This window comes from Mesorhizobium sp. M1182, assembly GCF_040318335.1.
Taxonomy (GTDB): Bacteria; Pseudomonadota; Alphaproteobacteria; order Rhizobiales; family Rhizobiaceae; genus Mesorhizobium.
The window spans coordinates 49,479-65,653 of record NZ_JAMYMD010000025.1; the positions used below are offsets into that span (position 1 = coordinate 49,479).

17 protein-coding genes are annotated in these 16,175 nt (G+C 63.5%); 11 read left to right on the forward strand and 6 right to left on the reverse strand.

The window, feature by feature from the left end; genetic code table 11:
* Window positions 1-15 precede the first annotated feature (15 nt).
* On the reverse strand, window positions 16-732 hold the full coding sequence (gene rph / locus NKH33_RS24110) for a ribonuclease PH (RefSeq protein WP_352473573.1): 717 nt from the start codon (window positions 730-732) through the stop codon (window positions 16-18).
* 141 nt (window positions 733-873) lie between these two features.
* Here rph and hrcA point away from each other — a divergent pair, with 141 nt between their 5' ends.
* The 6 genes from hrcA to NKH33_RS24140 all read left to right on the forward strand — a co-directional run bounded on the left by hrcA (window position 874) and on the right by NKH33_RS24140 (window position 6,326).
* Complete coding sequence (gene hrcA / locus NKH33_RS24115) at window positions 874-1,986, forward strand: heat-inducible transcriptional repressor HrcA (RefSeq protein ID WP_502893799.1); 1,113 nt, start codon at window positions 874-876, stop codon at window positions 1,984-1,986.
* 36 nt (window positions 1,987-2,022) lie between these two features.
* Window positions 2,023-2,220, forward strand: a complete 198-nt coding sequence (locus NKH33_RS24120) for a hypothetical protein (RefSeq protein ID WP_023678983.1) — start codon at window positions 2,023-2,025, stop codon at window positions 2,218-2,220.
* A 100-nt stretch (window positions 2,221-2,320) separates the two neighbouring features.
* Entirely contained in the window at window positions 2,321-3,676 is a 1,356-nt protein-coding gene (locus NKH33_RS24125; protein ID WP_352921798.1) for a PQQ-dependent sugar dehydrogenase, read from the forward strand.
* 87 nt (window positions 3,677-3,763) lie between these two features.
* Window positions 3,764-4,381, forward strand: a complete 618-nt coding sequence (locus tag NKH33_RS24130; RefSeq protein WP_352614746.1) for a LysE family translocator — start codon at window positions 3,764-3,766, stop codon at window positions 4,379-4,381.
* Window positions 4,382-4,546: 165 nt separating this feature from the next.
* Window positions 4,547-5,527: a cysteine synthase A gene (gene cysK, locus NKH33_RS24135; RefSeq protein ID WP_023718844.1), complete on the forward strand. Its 981-nt coding sequence runs from the start codon at window positions 4,547-4,549 to the stop codon at window positions 5,525-5,527.
* Between the two features lie 175 nt (window positions 5,528-5,702).
* Window positions 5,703-6,326, forward strand: coding sequence for a glutathione S-transferase family protein (locus NKH33_RS24140; RefSeq protein WP_352921800.1), 624 nt, complete (start codon window positions 5,703-5,705; stop codon window positions 6,324-6,326).
* A gap of 15 nt (window positions 6,327-6,341) precedes the next feature.
* Here NKH33_RS24140 and NKH33_RS24145 read toward each other — a convergent pair whose 3' ends face one another.
* Both NKH33_RS24145 and NKH33_RS24150 read right to left on the reverse strand, forming a co-directional pair.
* Window positions 6,342-7,598 carry an RNA polymerase sigma factor gene (locus NKH33_RS24145; protein WP_352473579.1) on the reverse strand — a complete coding sequence of 419 codons (1,257 nt, stop codon included), beginning with the start codon at window positions 7,596-7,598 and terminating at the stop codon, window positions 6,342-6,344.
* Window positions 7,598-7,951, reverse strand: a complete 354-nt coding sequence (locus NKH33_RS24150; RefSeq protein WP_023718846.1) for a YciI family protein — start codon at window positions 7,949-7,951, stop codon at window positions 7,598-7,600. The genes NKH33_RS24145 and NKH33_RS24150 overlap by 1 nt, the downstream gene beginning before the upstream one ends.
* A gap of 253 nt (window positions 7,952-8,204) precedes the next feature.
* On the opposite strand from NKH33_RS24150, the gene NKH33_RS24155 reads away from it, so the two are divergent.
* From NKH33_RS24155 to NKH33_RS24165, 3 genes are all read left to right on the forward strand, one after another.
* Window positions 8,205-9,164: a TAXI family TRAP transporter solute-binding subunit gene (locus NKH33_RS24155; protein WP_352921801.1), complete on the forward strand. Its 960-nt coding sequence runs from the start codon at window positions 8,205-8,207 to the stop codon at window positions 9,162-9,164.
* Between the two features lie 158 nt (window positions 9,165-9,322).
* Window positions 9,323-11,419 carry a TRAP transporter permease gene (locus NKH33_RS24160; protein ID WP_352921804.1) on the forward strand — a complete coding sequence of 699 codons (2,097 nt, stop codon included), beginning with the start codon at window positions 9,323-9,325 and terminating at the stop codon, window positions 11,417-11,419.
* Window positions 11,416-11,799, forward strand: a complete 384-nt coding sequence (locus tag NKH33_RS24165; protein ID WP_352451865.1) for a DUF1850 domain-containing protein — start codon at window positions 11,416-11,418, stop codon at window positions 11,797-11,799. The genes NKH33_RS24160 and NKH33_RS24165 overlap by 4 nt, the downstream gene beginning before the upstream one ends.
* On the opposite strand, the gene NKH33_RS24170 is transcribed toward NKH33_RS24165, so the two are convergent.
* From NKH33_RS24170 to NKH33_RS24180, 3 genes are all read right to left on the reverse strand, one after another.
* Entirely contained in the window at window positions 11,688-13,439 is a 1,752-nt protein-coding gene (locus tag NKH33_RS24170; protein ID WP_352921806.1) for a saccharopine dehydrogenase family protein, read from the reverse strand. The two genes, NKH33_RS24165 and NKH33_RS24170, sit on opposite strands and share 112 nt — an antisense overlap.
* Window positions 13,440-13,500: 61 nt before the next feature.
* The gene (locus NKH33_RS24175) at window positions 13,501-13,944 is read right to left on the reverse strand and encodes a thiol-disulfide oxidoreductase DCC family protein (RefSeq protein WP_352473583.1); all 444 of its coding nucleotides are present in this window, start codon (window positions 13,942-13,944) and stop codon (window positions 13,501-13,503) included.
* 194 nt (window positions 13,945-14,138) lie between these two features.
* Window positions 14,139-14,285: a hypothetical protein gene (locus NKH33_RS24180; RefSeq protein ID WP_023718851.1), complete on the reverse strand. Its 147-nt coding sequence runs from the start codon at window positions 14,283-14,285 to the stop codon at window positions 14,139-14,141.
* Between the two features lie 407 nt (window positions 14,286-14,692).
* Here NKH33_RS24180 and NKH33_RS24185 point away from each other — a divergent pair, with 407 nt between their 5' ends.
* Both NKH33_RS24185 and ku read left to right on the forward strand, forming a co-directional pair.
* Complete coding sequence (locus NKH33_RS24185) at window positions 14,693-15,199, forward strand: YciE/YciF ferroxidase family protein (RefSeq protein WP_352540023.1); 507 nt, start codon at window positions 14,693-14,695, stop codon at window positions 15,197-15,199.
* A 119-nt stretch (window positions 15,200-15,318) separates the two neighbouring features.
* Window positions 15,319-16,170 carry a non-homologous end joining protein Ku gene (gene ku, locus NKH33_RS24190; protein WP_352921808.1) on the forward strand — a complete coding sequence of 284 codons (852 nt, stop codon included), beginning with the start codon at window positions 15,319-15,321 and terminating at the stop codon, window positions 16,168-16,170.
* Window positions 16,171-16,175 lie beyond the last annotated feature (5 nt).

The window sequence follows — 16,175 nt, forward strand, 5'->3', positions numbered from 1 at the left end:
AATATTGGACCGCAGCTAAGCCACCGCCATTTGCTGCAAGCTGACCAGGCGCTGAATGCCTTTCTTGGCGAGCCCCATCAGCGCCGCGAACTGCTCTTCCGAGAACGGCTCGCCCTCGGCCGTGCCTTGGATCTCGACGATGCCGCCCTTGCCGGTCATGACGAAATTGGCGTCGGTGCCGGCCGAGGAATCCTCGATGTAGTCGAGGTCGATGACCGGCTGGCCATCATGGATTCCGCAGGAGATTGCCGCAACGTGATCCTTCAGCACCTTGCTCAGGCTCGCCATCTGGCGGGCTTCCATCCAGCGCAGGCAGTCGTAGAGCGCCACCCAGCCGCCGGTGATCGAAGCGGTGCGCGTGCCGCCGTCGGCCTGGATCACGTCGCAGTCGACGGTGATCTGCTGCTCGCCGAGCGCCTGCAGATTGACCACGGCGCGCAGGGAGCGGCCGATCAGCCGCTGGATTTCCAGCGTGCGGCCGCCTTGTTTGCCGGACGAAGCCTCGCGGCGCATGCGCTCGCCGGTCGAACGCGGCAGCATGCCGTATTCCGCCGTCACCCAGCCCTTGCCGGAGTTGCGCATCCAGCCCGGCACCTTTTCCTCCAGGCTGGCCGTACACAGCACATGCGTGTCGCCGAACTTCACCAGGCACGAGCCTTCCGCATGCTTGGAGACGCCGCGCTCGAAGGAGATGGGGCGCATTTCGTCGAATTGGCGTTTGGAAGGGCGCATTCAGGCTTCTTTCTTCGGAGTCTTGGCCGGGGAATCTTGGCCGGCTTGTAGCCGCACGGGGCGTGAGGCGCAAAGGAAAATGGACCGGTTGCGCCGACACCGCGGAAGTCTATATCTTCGGGGCGGAGGTTTTGGCTCGAAATGACAAAGGCAGTCGATCCCGGTTTGCAGTCGCACGTGCTCCCCTCGCACGCGCTGCAATCGCCCGCGCTTCAATCGCTCGACATGCGTTCGCGCGACATCTTCCGGCGCATCGTCGATTCCTATTTGAGGGATGGCGAGCCGGTCGGTTCGCGCAGCCTGTCGCGCATCCTGCCGTCGTCGCTGTCGCCGGCCACCATCCGCAACGTGATGAGCGACCTTGAGCATCTCGGCCTGATCTATGCGCCGCACATTTCGGCTGGCCGGCTGCCGACCCAGGCAGGCCTGCGCTTCTTCGTCGATGCTTTCATGGAACTTGGTGACCTCTCCGACGAGGAGCGCCGCACCATCGAGGCCCAGGTGCGCGCCTCCGGCTCGGGCGCGACGCTGGAGCATATGCTGACCGAGGCCAGCCAGATGCTGTCCGGCATGTCGCGCGGCGCCGGCCTCGTGCTCGCCGCCAAGAATGAGGCGGCGCTTAAGCACATCGAATTCATCCAGCTCGAGCCGACCAAGGCGCTGGCCGTGCTGGTCTCGCAGAACGGCGACGTCGAAAATCGCGTCATCGATCTGCCCGCCGGCATCACCATCTCGCAATTGCACGAAGCCTCTAACTTCCTCAACGCCCATATCCGCGGTCGCACCCTGGCCGAGGCGCGGGTCGAGATCGCCCGCATCAAGGAAGAGACCAGGGCGGCCCTCGACACGCTGTCGCAGGATCTGGTCGAGAAGGGCCTGGCGGTCTGGGCAGGCGCTGAAAGCGGCGTGCCTGGGCGGCTTATCGTGCGCGGTCGCGCCAATCTCCTGGAAAACGTCACTGCCCAGGCCGACATAGAATTGCTGCGGCATCTGTTTGAGGATCTGGAGACGCAGGATGGGCTGATCCAGCTTCTCGACCTCGCCGAGGCAGGCCCAGGCGTGCGCATATTCATCGGTTCGGAAAACAAGCTGTTTTCGCTGTCTGGCTCCTCGCTGGTGGTGGCACCCTATCGCGACAAGGACGCGCGTGTCGTCGGTGCGCTCGGCGTCATCGGGCCGACGCGGCTGAATTATGCGCGCATAGTACCGATGGTCGACTATACGGCGCAGCTGATTTCGCGCATGCTGAGCTAGGAGCCGCCGCGGGCCTGCCGCAAGGAGGAGAAAAGAATGGCGCTGGAATCGTTCAAGGCCCAGATCAGTCTGCTGCTCGAAGAAATGATCAACCAGCCAGAGGATCAGCACGAGGTACAAGAGCAGTTGCGCGAGAAGCTGCAAGAGATGCGGGCGATGGGTTTACCGCTGCCGGCCGATCTGGTCGCGCTGGAAAAGCGCCTCGACGACGACTTTTACGCCTCTGGCAACTGAACGGGTTCGGCTTCAAATCCTCGTGTGCTGGACGGCCGCTTGGAACGATCAATGCCTGATGCCGTTTGCCCCTGTTCGAGGCGAATCCCGGAGGACGTTGATGATCCGACCTGGCGGCTTTGCGGCCTTGGCCGCTGCCCTCCTTGTTGCGACACCGGCAGCCGCCCAGCAGGCGGACCAGAATGTGCTCAAAGGCGAAGCCGCGTTTGGCGATTGGCACGCCGACAGGCCTGGCGTCCGACGCCTGATTGGGCCGCGAGACATGCCGGCAGCCGACCCCGCCCAATCCGCTTCGAACGGCGCCGGCGTGGCGGAACGGCCCGAAAGCGCCAAGCCAGAATTGCCGTCGGGCTTTTCGGCTGAAATGATCGCATCCGGCATCGTCAATCCACGTGTCGTGCGCGTCGCTCCGAATGGCGACCTGTTTGTTGCCAACAGCCATGCCGACCAAATACGCGTCTATCGTCTCGCCGAGGGCAGCGCCAGGCCCATCGAGAAAGCGATCTTCGCCAAGGGGCTCAATTATCCCTACGGCATCGCCTTCTATCCGCCAGGAGACAAACCGCAATGGGTTTATGTCGCGAACAGCGACAGCATCGTCCGCTTCCCCTATCGCGATGGCGACCTGAAGACATCCGGTAAACCAGAAACCATTGTCGCCCAAATCCCGTCGGGTGGTCACACGACCCGCGACATCGCCTTCTCGCAGGACGGCAAAACGCTTTATTTGTCGGTTGGCTCCGCCTCGAATGTAGCCGAGGATATAGGCAAGGAGCCGGATAGCGGTCTCGACGCCTGGGCCAAATCAAAGCCGCTCGGGGCGGCCTGGGGCTCCGAGGACGGCCGTGCCGATGTGCTCGCCTTTGACCCGGATGGGAAAAATCCCCGAACTGTCGCCACTGGCCTGCGCAACTGTACGGGCATGACCGTGCAGCCCGCCACCGGCGCATTGTGGTGCGTCGTCAATGAGCGCGACGAACTCGGCGACAATGTGCCGTTCGAATTTGCAACGGTGGTCAAGGACGGCGGATTCTATGGTTGGCCTTGGTACTACATCGGCAATAACGAGGATCCGCGCCATCAGGGCGAGCGGCCAGACCTCGCCGGCAAGGCCACTGTCCCCGATGTATTGATGCAGGCGCATTCGGCGCCGATGAATATAGCCTTCTACGACGGCAAGAACTTCCCGGCGGATTATCAGGGTGACGCCTTCGTCGCCATGCATGGTTCGTGGAACCGTGACGCTAGGACCGGCTACAAGGTGGTGAGGCTCAAATTCAGGGATGGCAAGCCGACAGGCGAATATGAGGACTTCATGACCGGCTTCGTCATCTCGAACGACGCCGTCTGGGGCCGCCCGGTCGGTGTCGCGATGGCCAAGGATGGCTCCCTGATCGTCACAGAGGACGGTAACGGCACCATCTGGCGCGTTACCTACGAAGACGGCCGCTCCTGAACGGCGGTGTCGCCTGCTGCGCTGGCGCAATCGAATCCGGCCCGAGGGAATTCACCCAACTTCAACATTGTGCGACAAGCGCCAATCGTGACACTCACCGGGTTCCTCGCCTATAGTGCTGCCCTCGGCATCGCCGCGGCCATCCCCGGCCCAGGCGTCACCGCGCTTGTTGCGCGTGCTCTGGGTTCCGGCTTCCACTCGTCGCTGGCCATGTCGTTCGGGCTGATGCTCGGCGACCTGACCTATCTCACTGCCGTGGTGCTCGGCCTGGCTTTCGTCGCACAGACTTTCGGCATGGTCTTCCTGGCCATCAAATGGCTGGGCGTCGCCTACCTCGCCTTTCTTGGCTGGCGTTTCTGGACGAGCGGCATCACGCCCGAAACGGTGGAGGCGAAGAAAGGCAAGGGCGGCTTGGCATCCAGCTTTGTAGCCGGCCTTGCCGTCACGCTCGGCAATCCGAAGACGATGATCTTCTATCTTGCCATCACCCCGACCATCGTCGATCTGAAGACGATCACGCTGGCCGATTACGGCATCCTCGTCGCGCTCACCATCGTCGTCCTGCTCGTCGTGCTGGTGCCCTATCTGGCGCTGGCGGCCAAGGCGCGCTGGTTCCTGAAGTCGCCGCGGGCGCTGAGGGCACTCAACCGCACCGCCGCCGGCTTTATGGTCGGCGCGGCGGCGGCAATTGCCGCCCGCCAATAGATCTCTTTCGCCAATCCGCCCAAGGATTGCCACGCCTTGCAAAGGCGGGGGTACTCAGCACGAACTTCACTCGGATATTTTTCGATCGACAGCCTATCTTGCGCGGTGGATGGCTCTATCCTATGCCCGCGCGACTCTTGCCGCTTTACCTCTGGGAGGAAATCAATGAACAAGCCCGCCACCCCCACACACGTGCCCGGCCGCGGCCGCATCTACAATTCGATCACCGAGACAATCGGTGACACGCCGCTGGTGCGGCTTGATAAATTCGCCAGGGAGAAGGGTGTCGTCGCCAATCTGCTGGCCAAGCTCGAATTCTTCAACCCGATCGCCTCGGTCAAGGACCGCATCGGCGTGTCGATGATCGAGGCATTGGAGGCTTCGGGCAGGATTACGCCCGGCAAGACCACCCTCATCGAGCCGACCTCGGGCAATACCGGCATCGCACTCGCCTTTGCCGCCGCTGCCAAGGGCTACAAGCTGATCCTGACCATGCCGGAAACCATGTCCGTCGAACGCCGCAAGATGCTGGCTCTGCTCGGTGCCGAACTGGTGCTGACCGAAGGCCCGAAAGGCATGAAGGGCGCCATCGCCAAGGCGGACGAGCTGGCGGCAACGCTGCCCGACGCTGTCATTCCGCAGCAATTCGAAAACCCGGCCAATCCGGAAATCCATCGCCGCACCACGGCCGAGGAAATCTGGAACGACACCCATGGCGAAGTCGATATCTTCGTTGCCGGCATCGGGACCGGCGGCACCATCACCGGCGTCGGCCAGGTGCTGAAGAAGCGTAAGCCCTCGGTGCATGTCGTCGCCGTCGAACCGGAAGCCTCGCCGGTGCTGTCGGGCGGCCAGCCAGGCCCGCACAAGATCCAGGGCATTGGCGCCGGCTTCGCGCCAAAAATCCTCGACACGACGATCTATGACGAGATCGTCAAGGTCTCGAACGAGGATTCGGTTGCCAATGCACGGCTCGTCGCTCGGCTCGAAGGCGTGCCGGTCGGCATCTCGTCGGGGGCCGCCCTGCAAGCGGCGATCGTCGTCGGCTCGCGGCCCGAGAACAAGGGCAAGAACCTCGTCGTCGTCATCCCCTCCTTCGCCGAGCGCTATCTCTCGACGATCCTGTTCGAGGGATTGGGCGCTTAGACACGAGCGTTTTTGACCGATCAGTAGCGATCCTTCGCGATGCCCCTCCGACATCAAATACTCAGTATCACGCGTCGGCGTGGACCGCTGAAAAACCACCTGTGGCGGGCGTCGTTCGCTTGAGCGGCGGGTCACTTCAGTATCAATCGTCGCTGCCCGGCAGGTGGAGGACTTTATGTACAAGCTCTATACGCGTGCCAATACCGGCGGCTTTGTCGTCGAGGCGGCGCTCGCTTTGGCGGGCGTGCCTTTCGACCAGATCGACGTTCCGAAGGGCCGACCCGACCAGGCCTTTTTAGATATCAGCCCCTTGAACCAGGTGCCGGTCCTGATCTTGCCGGACGGACGCTCGATGACCGAATCGGCGGCGATCTGCATCCTGCTGGCCGAGCGCCACCCCGAAGCAGGACTGGCGCCCGCAGCAAGTTCGGCTGACCGCGCCGACTTCCTGCGCTGGATGTTTTTCATGTCCTCCGTCATCTATTCGGCTGACCTGCGGTTCTTCTACGCTCATCGCTACACGACCGATCCCCGGGGCGTGGACGCTGTCAAACAGGCGGCGGTCTCGGAAATGGATCGCAGCCTCGCCATTCTCGATGCCGCCCTCGACGGCCGCGGCTGGCTGGCCGGCGACCAACTCTCGCTGGCCGACATCTATCTCGTCATGCTGGTGGCCTGGCATCCGGAGGTCGCGAAGGTTCCGACCGCTTGGCCGAACATCGAACGCCTGTGGGCCAATTTGCGGGAACATCGGGTGATGAAGAGGCTGAATGCTTCCCACGACATGTGGCCGGCCTAAGCACTCCGCCTTGTCTCAGTGTCTTTCCGCGCGGCCGAGCCCTGCCCGTCGTTCCTGCAGGAACCGGCGCACGGCCGGATCTCGTTCGAGGCCGATAGCCCGGTCATAGGCCTCGCTCGCTTGTGGAACTTTGCCGAGTCTGGCCAGCAGGCCCGCGCGGGCGGCCCAGTAAGGTTGATAGTCATACAGCCGCTTGTCGCCGCTGAGTTGATCAAGCGCGCCCAATCCTTCTGAAGCACCTTCGGCCTCGGCAATCGCCACCGCACGGTTGATCGACACCACCGGCGAGCCGGCAATCACCGACAGCGCGTCGTAGAGCTCCTTGATCGCGACCCAGTCGGTACAACCGGTCAGCCGCCGTGTCGTATGGGCGGATTGCACGGCGGCCTCGAGCTGGTAGCGGCCGACAACACCCTCGGCGGCCGCGCGCCCGAGCAGCGCCTCCGCTTCATCGATCAGGGTATCGTCCCACAATGCAAGATCCTGCTCGGCCAGCGGCACATAGTCACCCGCCGCATTGCGCCGGGCTGCACGCCGCGCCTCGGCGAACAGCATCAGCGCCAGCAGGCCGAGTGCTTCCGGCTCATCCGGCATCAGCGAGGCGATCAAACGGCCGAGCCAGATGCCTTCGGTCGCGAGATTGCGGCGCCGCGTTTCGGTGCCGGCCGGGTCGGACCAACCTTCGGCAAACGCCGCGTAGATCGCTTCCAGAACGGTGCCCAGCCGCTCGCCGAGCTCGGCCCGCTCCGGCACGCGGAACGGAATGCCTGTCTCGCGAATTCGCGTCTTGGCGCGCACTAGGCGCTGGCTCATCGTGGCTGGCGAGACAAGAAAAGCCGAGGCGATGGTCGCTGCGTCGAAGCCCAGGACCGTCTGCAGGATCAGCGGTGCTCGCACGCCGGCCTCAATCGCGGGATGGGCGCAGGCAAACATGAGCCTGAGCCGCTCGTCCGGCAGGTCTTCCTCGGCCATGCGCGCCTCCATCTCCTCGGCGATCAGTCTGAGGTGGTCGCGGCCCGCCTCGCGTGTCAGCCGCCGTCTGACCGCGTCGACGCGGCGCTTGCGTGCCACCGCCAGCAGCCAGGCTTCCGGCTTGTCGGGCACGCCCGCCTGTGGCCAACGCTCGAGCGCCGCTGCAAAGGCATCGGCCAATGCGTCCTCGGCAGCGGCCACGTCGCGCGTGCGTGCGGCGAGATAAGCGACCAGCTTGCCGTAGCTTTGCCGGGCGGCCGCTTCCGCCGCCGCCCGCGCAGTATCGGGCAATTCCGGCATCACATGGTGAGTTCCCAGATCGGCCGCACCTCTACCGTGCCGGTGCTGGCGCCCGGGCAGCGCGCCGCCCAGGCAATGGCGGCGTCGACGTCCTCCGCTTCGATCATATAGAAGCCGGCAAGCTGCTCCTTGGTGTCGGCATAGGGGCCGTCGAGCACGTTGGTCTTGCCATTGGCCATCCGCACCGAGGTAGCGGATTGCGTCGGCTTCAGCCGGTCGCCGGCGAGCCAGGCGCCGGATTTCTTCAGCGCTTCGGTGTAGGCGACGTACGCGCTCGACATCTGTGTCACCGCATCTGCTGGCGCGGCTGCCATCCCCGCTTCGTTTCCATAGATCAAAAGCATGTATCGCATGGTCTTCTCCCGTTTCTCGAAGGCCGCATCGTTGCGAGCCGGACTTATGTCGCGCGGCCCTGCCGGATTTCGACAAGCGCTGGAAAAATCTTTCTGCCGCGATGCGACCTTGCGCAAGCGCCAACGTGTTGCGGCACTGCTTAGTCGTTCGTCTAGTCGCTGCTATTGCGGGTTGGCATTTCCCGCCCGCTGTCTAAACTCGCTTCGTGCCGCCGAGGAGGGCACGGCGGCGAATTTTCAGGGAGGAAATCGCATGCTCAATTTCAGGACGAAATTTGTTGCAGCCGGCGTGCTGGCGCTGTCGCTTGGCCTTGGCGCGGTATCGGTCAAGGCACAGGAATTCATCAACGTGCTGACCGGCGGCACGTCCGGCGTCTACTATCCGCTCGGCGTCGCGCTGTCGGAAATCTACGGCAAGGGCATCGAAGGCGCGCGTACTCAGGTGCAGGCGACGAAAGCGTCGGTCGAAAACCTCAACCTGCTTCAGCAGGGCAAGGGCGAGATCGCCTTTGCGCTCGGCGATTCCGTCAAGCTGGCCGCCGAAGGCAATACCGAAGCAGGCTTCCCAGGCAAGCTCGACAAGCTGCGCGGCATTGCCGCCATCTATCCCAACTACATCCAGATCGTCGCCAGCAAGGAATCCGGCATCAAGACGCTCGCCGATCTCAAGGGCAAGAGCCTTTCGGTCGGCGCGCCGGCCTCAGGCACCGAGCTCAACGCCCGCACGATATTTGCCGCTGCCGGGCTGAAATACGAAGACCTCGGGCGGATCGAATATCTGCCCTTCGCCGAATCGGTGGAGCTGATCAAGAACCGCCAGCTCGACGCCACGCTTCAGTCGGCTGGCCTTGGGGTCGCGTCGATCCGTGACCTCGCCGCCTCATTGCCGGTAAACATCGTTGCCGTGCCGGCGGAGGACGTCGCCAAGATCGGCTCGCCCTATCTTTCCGTGGTCATCCCCAAGGGCACCTACGAGGGCCAGACCGAGGATGTTGCGACCGCCGCCGTCGGCAATTTCCTGATCACCAGCGCCGATGTCTCCGACGAGACCGCCTACCAGATGACAAAACTGCTGTTCGAGCATCTCGACCAGCTCACCGCTGCCCACGCCGCCGCCAAGGCGATCGACCCGGCCAAGGCGCTCGACGGCATGCCAGTGCCGCTGCATCCAGGCGCCGAGAGGTATTACAAGGAAAAGGGATTGGTGAAGTAAGGAGCCATCCCTCCCCCTTGAGGAAAAGGTGAACAGCTGCCGAAGGCGAATGGACCGGTAGGGTCGGTTGAGGCCGTACACTGCCGCACCGACCCCACCCGCCTAGCTTCGCTCGCACCTCCCTCGGGGAGGGGAGCGCCCCGCCAGGAACCCCGCTAATGACCGCAACCCCGACCGTTCTTTCCCCCACAGCGGAAGCTCCTGTCGAAGGATTGCCGCCTGGCTTCGGCGAAGGCATCGCTGGCAAGGCGGCTTTTTTTATCGCCATCGCCTTCTCCATCTTCCAAATCTACATCGCCGCCTACGGCAGCCTACCGAGCCAGGTCATACGCGCCATGCATGTCGGCTTCCTGCTGCTGCTCGGCTTTGCCCTAATCGCCAATCTGCGCGCCAAAAGCGTCCCGGCGAAAGCAGTGTTCTGGACGCTCGGCCTGCTTGGTTTCGCCACCGGTCTGTACAATTGGGTGTTCTATGCCGACCTCATCCGCCGCTCCGGCTTTCTCACCACGCCTGACCTGATCGTCGGCGCGGTGCTGGTCGTGCTGGTCTTCGAGGCGGCGCGGCGGTTGATGGGGCTGCCGCTTGCCGTCATTGCCTTCATCTTTCTCGCCTACGCATTCGCCGGCAATCATCTGCCACCGCCGTTCATCCATCGCGGCTATGATTTCGCCCAGCTCGTCGACACCTTCGCCTACGGTACCGAAGGCATCTACGGCACGCCGATCTATGTCTCGGCCGCCTACATCTTCATCTTCGTCGTTTTCGCCGCCTTTCTTGAGCGCGCCGGCATGATCGCGCTGTTCAACGATTTTGCGCTTGGCCTGGTCGGCTCATGGCGCGGCGGCCCGGCGCAAGTCTGCGTGCTGTCCTCGGCGCTGATGGGCACCATTTCCGGCTCCGGCGTCGCCAATGTGGTGGCCAGCGGCCAGTTCACCATCCCGCTGATGAAGCGCTTCGGTTTCCGCTCGGCTTTCGCCGGCGCCGTCGAGGCGACCTCGTCGATGGGCGGTCAGATCATGCCGCCGGTGATGGGAGCGGTTGCCTTTATCATGGCCGAGACCCTGAACATCCCCTATGCCGCTGTGGTCAAGGCGGCGATCATTCCGGCGCTGCTCTATTTCGGCGCCTGTTTCTGGCAGGTGCACCTGGAAGCCGGCAAGGCCGGCCTGCACGGCATGGCCAATGCCGACCTGCCCAATCCGTGGGATGCGGTGAGACAACATTGGCCGCTGGTACTGCCTCTCGCAGCACTGATCTACCTGCTGTTTGCCGGCTACACACCGGTGTTCGCCGGCACCATGGGTCTGGCGTTGACCATTGTGCTTATCCTCGGCACGCCGCTGGCAGCATCGATCGGGCCTCTCGCCTTCCGCATCGTCTTCTGGCTGGCGCTCGGACTTGCCGCGGCTTCCTTCATGAAATTCGGCGTCAACATCCTCAGCCTGGTCATCGCAGTGCTGGTCGCCGCCTGCCTCACCTTCAAGGGCGGGCGCGAGACGCTGCGCATATGCGTGGATTCCCTTGCCGAAGGAGCAAAGAACGCGCTGCCGGTCGGCATTGCCTGCGCCATTGTCGGCATCGTCATCGGTACGTTGACGCTTACCGGCATCGCCTCGACCTTCATCGGCTGGATCATCTCGATCGGCGAGAACAATCTGTTCCTGTCGCTGCTTTTGACCATGCTCACCTGCCTGGTGCTCGGCATGGGCATACCGACCATTCCCAACTACATCATCACTTCGTCGCTGGCCGGGCCAGCGCTGCTGTCGCTCGGCGTGCCGTTGGTGGTCAGCCATATGTTCGTCTTCTATTTCGGCATCATGGCCGATCTCACCCCGCCTGTGGCGCTGGCCGCCTTCGCCGCCGCACCCATGGCCAAGGAAAGCGGCCTCAAGATCGGCGTCCAGGCCACCAAGCTTGCCATTGCCGGCTTCGTTGTGCCGTTCATGGCGGTCTATACCCCGGCGCTGATGCTGCAGGACCCCGGCCCGATCGCCGCCCAGTTCGGCTATCCCGTCGAGGTCGCCTATATCGTCGTCAAAGCCTGCATGGGTATCGTCCTGTGGGGCGCCGCGGCCGTCGGATTTCTCGCCCGGCGCATGGCCTGGTGGGAACGCCTCGTCGCCTTCGCCGCCGGCGTGCTGCTGGTTGCGGCGCTGCCGCTCACCGACGAGGCGGGCTGGGCGCTGTCCCTTGCCTGGATCGGCTGGCACTGCTGGCGCGCGCGGCAGGCTTCGCTGGCTAATTCAGCATGAGCCTCTGCATCGTCGCGGCCGGCAAGACGGTGACGCTCGCGGTCGCTGCCTTCACGCTCTCCTGGGTGCATTCGGTGGAGAAGACCCAGTGGCAGGAAGACTGGAAGGTGCTGCCGTCCGGCCTGCAGTTGGTCGAGGCCCGCATCAAGGGATCGGGCGCCGGGATGGAGCCGCCGCAAGGCTCGGTGCTGAGAAACGGCTGGTGGGTCTATGCGCCCAAGGTCGGGCCACAGCGGCGCCTCGCGCTCGCCGCCTCGGGCGCAACGGGTCAGGGCTGGACGCTGTGCACGGCGCAGGACTGTCGCGAATTGGCCAAGCTGGCAGGCGGCACGATCTCGCTGGAGCCGTGCGGGCCGGAGGGCTCCAGCCAGCCGCGGTAGCGGACGATCATGCCGGCAAGCGGATGCGAGATCTCGACATGGAAGCGGAAGCGGCCATCCTTCACCGTTTCGTAGGAAGTCGAGCGTGGACCGAGCCACATCGGAAGCGGCAGGCCAAAAAAACTCCAGCGGCGCAAGACCAGCGCCAGCCGGCCGTCTGCTGCAACCAGCGCCATCGCGAAGGTCAGCGGGCCGAAGCATTCGCACAGCAAGCGCTGCGATCGACCCCGGCCTGCGGACTGTAGGCTCGAAAAACTGTGCTTGCCGAATGTCCGGGTCCAGGTCTCGCCGTCCTTGTCGGTGTCGAAGCGGACATGAACCGGGATGTCCTCGCTTGCCCCGGGGAAGCCGACCGTCCAGGCCATTAGCCGGCCAAGAACATTGCGCCCGCGTTCGACGCGCGCGCGGCCTGCGGCCGTGATCGTACGGTCATGCATTGACCGAATTGCCTCGGGAAGGCCTTGCCAGGCGGCACCGAGCAGCTCGGCATAAAGCGGCTTGTCCTCGTCCGCCGCCCCGTTCCTGAAGCCGGTGTAGATTGTCCGCCCGGCGAACAGGGCTTCATAATCCCGGAGCTCCAAATCGCGCATCGCCGCCCGTGCGCCCGGCGCGGGCTGATGTCCGGCCAGCGCTTTGCGGACCAGCGCTTCGACCGCCATCGACGGGATCAGCGGCCCATCATTGCCCTCGGCCACGAGATGCCACGAGCGCTTGACGATGGCGCCCGCCCGGTCCGATCCCTCCACCTCGACGAACATGCCGCCGCGATGCTCGCCCCAGCGCAGCCGGTTCGTTGCCTGATGCATCAGCGGCGCCAGTGGCGAAAGCGAACCGATCAATCCGGCGCGTACAAGCCAGGCGAGGCCGATCAGGGCGCGGTGCAGCGTCTCGGGAACCGGCCCGGCCCCCATCCAGATGGTCTTCGCCTCCGGCCAAAGCTTGGCCAGAGCGCGCAGGTCCGGAACGTCGACCAGCGAGAACAGCGTGTTTCGAAGCGGCAGCCGGCCCGGCGGCGCGACGGAGTAGCGCAATTGCTCTGTGAACGGATGGCCTTGTTCGGGACGGCCATTACGAACAAGCCGCACCGGCTGACCGGCGTAACCGGCGATAGCCCGAATGACGTTCTCGCCGACTCCGGCAAAGGGCGACGGCGCGATGCCGCCGCGAATGCCGTCGACCCGCGTCAGGTCCGAAGACAGGCGACGCACCACTGCCGCCGTCAGCACCGGAAAGCTCGACACGCCGGACAGCACGAAGACGCCGGCGTTTCGCGCCGCCTCGTCGAACGCAGAGACACCGGCGACGAAATCCGAGCCGTCGGCTAGATCGAGATAGTTGATGCGCCGGGCGATGCAGCCCTCGATCAGGCGATAGCGTCCCTCGCCATAGGCCTGGAACGGACCGCTCGCGTCGACTACAACATCAGGCTCTAATGCAGCGAGTTGCGCGGCGAGATCGCCGTCACGGTCGAACAGTGCCGGCACCAGCTGGGCTGCTGTCGGGGCGCGCTTCTTGCAATACGCGTCAGCCTTGGCGAGCGAGCGCCCGGCGACAAAGAGGATCAGATGCGGCTCGCCCTCCAAAAGCTCGACAGTGCGACCGCCAAAGGTGCCATAGCCGCCGACGACAAGAACCTTCATCCGCAGTTCCCCCAACAGTTCCCCCAAAATGCCCCGCCCGCTCCCGGCCACGGCAACGAATCTAGCCGATCAATCTTGCCCTCACCTCGGCGGAAGGGATTTCGCAATTGTCTTTCTTGCCGAACAGGGCGTAGCGGTTCTTTGCGATGCGGCCGTAGAGCCAGTCGCGAAGCGGGCGCGGCAACAGCAGCAGGATCCGCGCCGACCGACACGGCCAGCCGAGTTCGGCCATGACGGCAACGAAACTGTCCAGGCGGGTGAAAGCCGCGCCATCGACGATGACGAGATTGGTCTCGTAGCGATCCGTCCGCAGCCCGTATTTCTTGAACAGCACCTCGCCGAACGGTGACTGCGCCGTTACGAAATGGAAGTGGCCCTTGCGGTCGAGCTTCACCACCATGCGCACAAAGCCCGAGCACAACACGCAGACGCCGTCGAACACGATCAACGGGCGACTTGCATCGAATTCCGGCGGTTCAGGAGAATGGTTCGGCTTGACGGTCACGTGGCGCCTGACAGCTGGTGTCAGATGAAACTAGGCCTGCCGGCGGCTGGATCAAAGCCCGGAATGTCAGGGCCTTGGCGTTGTCGCACGCCGTCTGTCGGTCAGCGCAGGGCGCTCGGCGCGATAGGTCGTTGACCGGTTGTCGGCGTCGGGCCGGCAGATCCGGCTGTCGTGACGGCTTTCCGTGGTCATCATCAGTGCACGCTGATCCCAAGCGTGTTGCCACGGCGCGCGCAGGCGGGGCCTGGGCCGCGCATATAATAGCGCTCAGGCCGATAGGTCGGAGCGACGAATTCGCGGATGGCGGCGGCATAGCCGGCGATTTGATTCCAGAAGCTCATTTTACTCGGTCCCTGTCCCGCTTCGGATGTCCCTTCCGAATTGCGGGGATCATAGCGTCCAGGCGTGAATAGTCGGTGAACGCGATGTTAATCTCTGGTCGAAAATGCCTTTGTTCATGGCTGGAATGCGGCTGATTCGCGGTGTTTCCATGCAATCCGTCGGCATTTCGTCCAGTGTGACTTTTGCATCACATATGTTTCGCCTGAATGTCGCAGAGGCGCGGTTTTGTTTCAGGTTTTGCCGGACCGCGAAATTTCCGTGCACGCGGCCGGAAAACCAGGAACCGGCCCGTCAGCCGCACGTTGATTTCCCAGTGCCGGGACGAACCGGCTCCGCAGGCTGTGGTGCTCGGGTGGGCCGCAGCCAAAAAATCCGAAACTGCAAGAGCAATGGAAAGGCAAAGGCCATGGGTTTCTTTTCGAAGGATATCAAAACCCTCGACGACCTCTTCGTGCACACGCTGCGCGACATCTATTACGCTGAAAAACAGATCGCGAAATCGCTGCCGAAGATGATCGACAAGGCGAGTGATCCGCAGCTGAAAGCCGGCTTTGAGAAACATCTCGCTCAGACCAAGGGTCATATCCAGCGTGTCGAGCAGGTGTTCGAACTGCACGGCGTGAAGGCCAAGCAGGTCGACTGCCCAGCCATCGACGGCATTCTCGAAGAAGCCGACGACGTCAGCGGCGACATCGCCGACAAGGAGGTCCTCGACGCTGCGCTGATCGCCTCCGCCCAGGCGGTCGAGCATTATGAGATGACCCGTTACGGCACCCTGATTGCCTGGGCCAAGCAACTGGGCCGCAGCGACTGCGCCAATGTGTTGGCCAACAACCTCAAGGAGGAGCAGGCAACCGACCGCAAGCTTACCGAGATAGCGGAAAGCAAGGTCAACCTGCAAGCCGCCGAGTAGCCCAGTGAGCGAGAACAAGGCAAGGCTGGGTTGAAAGCCCGGACTTGCCTTTTGCGCCGCCGGAACCGGAACGGACTTTGCCCGTTCTCGGTTCAACATTGTCGTGCAGGGAGTTTGTCATGGCGCCGCGCCCGGCCTGGAGAGGGTATCTCAAGCTTTCGCTGGTCACTTGCGCCGTCGAACTGACCAATGTCGTCACTCAGGCGGAGAAAGTCTCATTCCGCGTGCTCAACCGCAAGACCGGCAATACCGTCAAGCGCGTCTATGTCGATTCGGCAAGCGGCAAGCCGCTCGATGAAGGCGACGAGATCAAGGGCTACGAAATCGGCGACGGCGACTTCGTCCAAATCGAGGAGGAGGAGATCGAAGCCGTGCAGATCGAATCCTCGCACACGATGAGCCTCGATGGTTTCATCGAAAAATCCTCGATCCAGCAGATCTATCTCGACGCGCCCTATTATGTGACGCCTGCGGACGAGGTCTCGGAAGAGGCCTTCGCCGTCATCCGCGACGCCATGGCCGCCAAGAAGACGGCGGGGCTAGCCCGCATTGTGCTCTATCGCCGCGAACGTCCGGTGGTCATCGAGCCGTTGGGCAAGGGTCTGCTGCTGACGACCTTGCGCTATGGCGATACGGTTCGCAGGCCCGAGATAGTGTTCGGCGACATCAAGACGGTGAAGACCGACGCCGAGATGATCAGGCTGGCCGAACACATCGTCGATGAGAAACAGGCGGCGTTCGATCCTTCCGAATTCGAGGACAAATACGAAAATGCCCTGATCGAGCTGGTCCGCGCCAAGAAGGCCGGCAAGAAGGCACCGAAGGCCAAGGCGGAACCACGGCCCTCCAACGTCGTCAACCTCTTCGATGCGCTGAAGAACAGCCTTTCGTCGGAAGCCGGTGCGCCGGCAAAGACCGGACGCCCGGGAAAAGGCGCCAAGTCCAAAGCCGCCCGGCGCAAATCTGCTTAGGATCC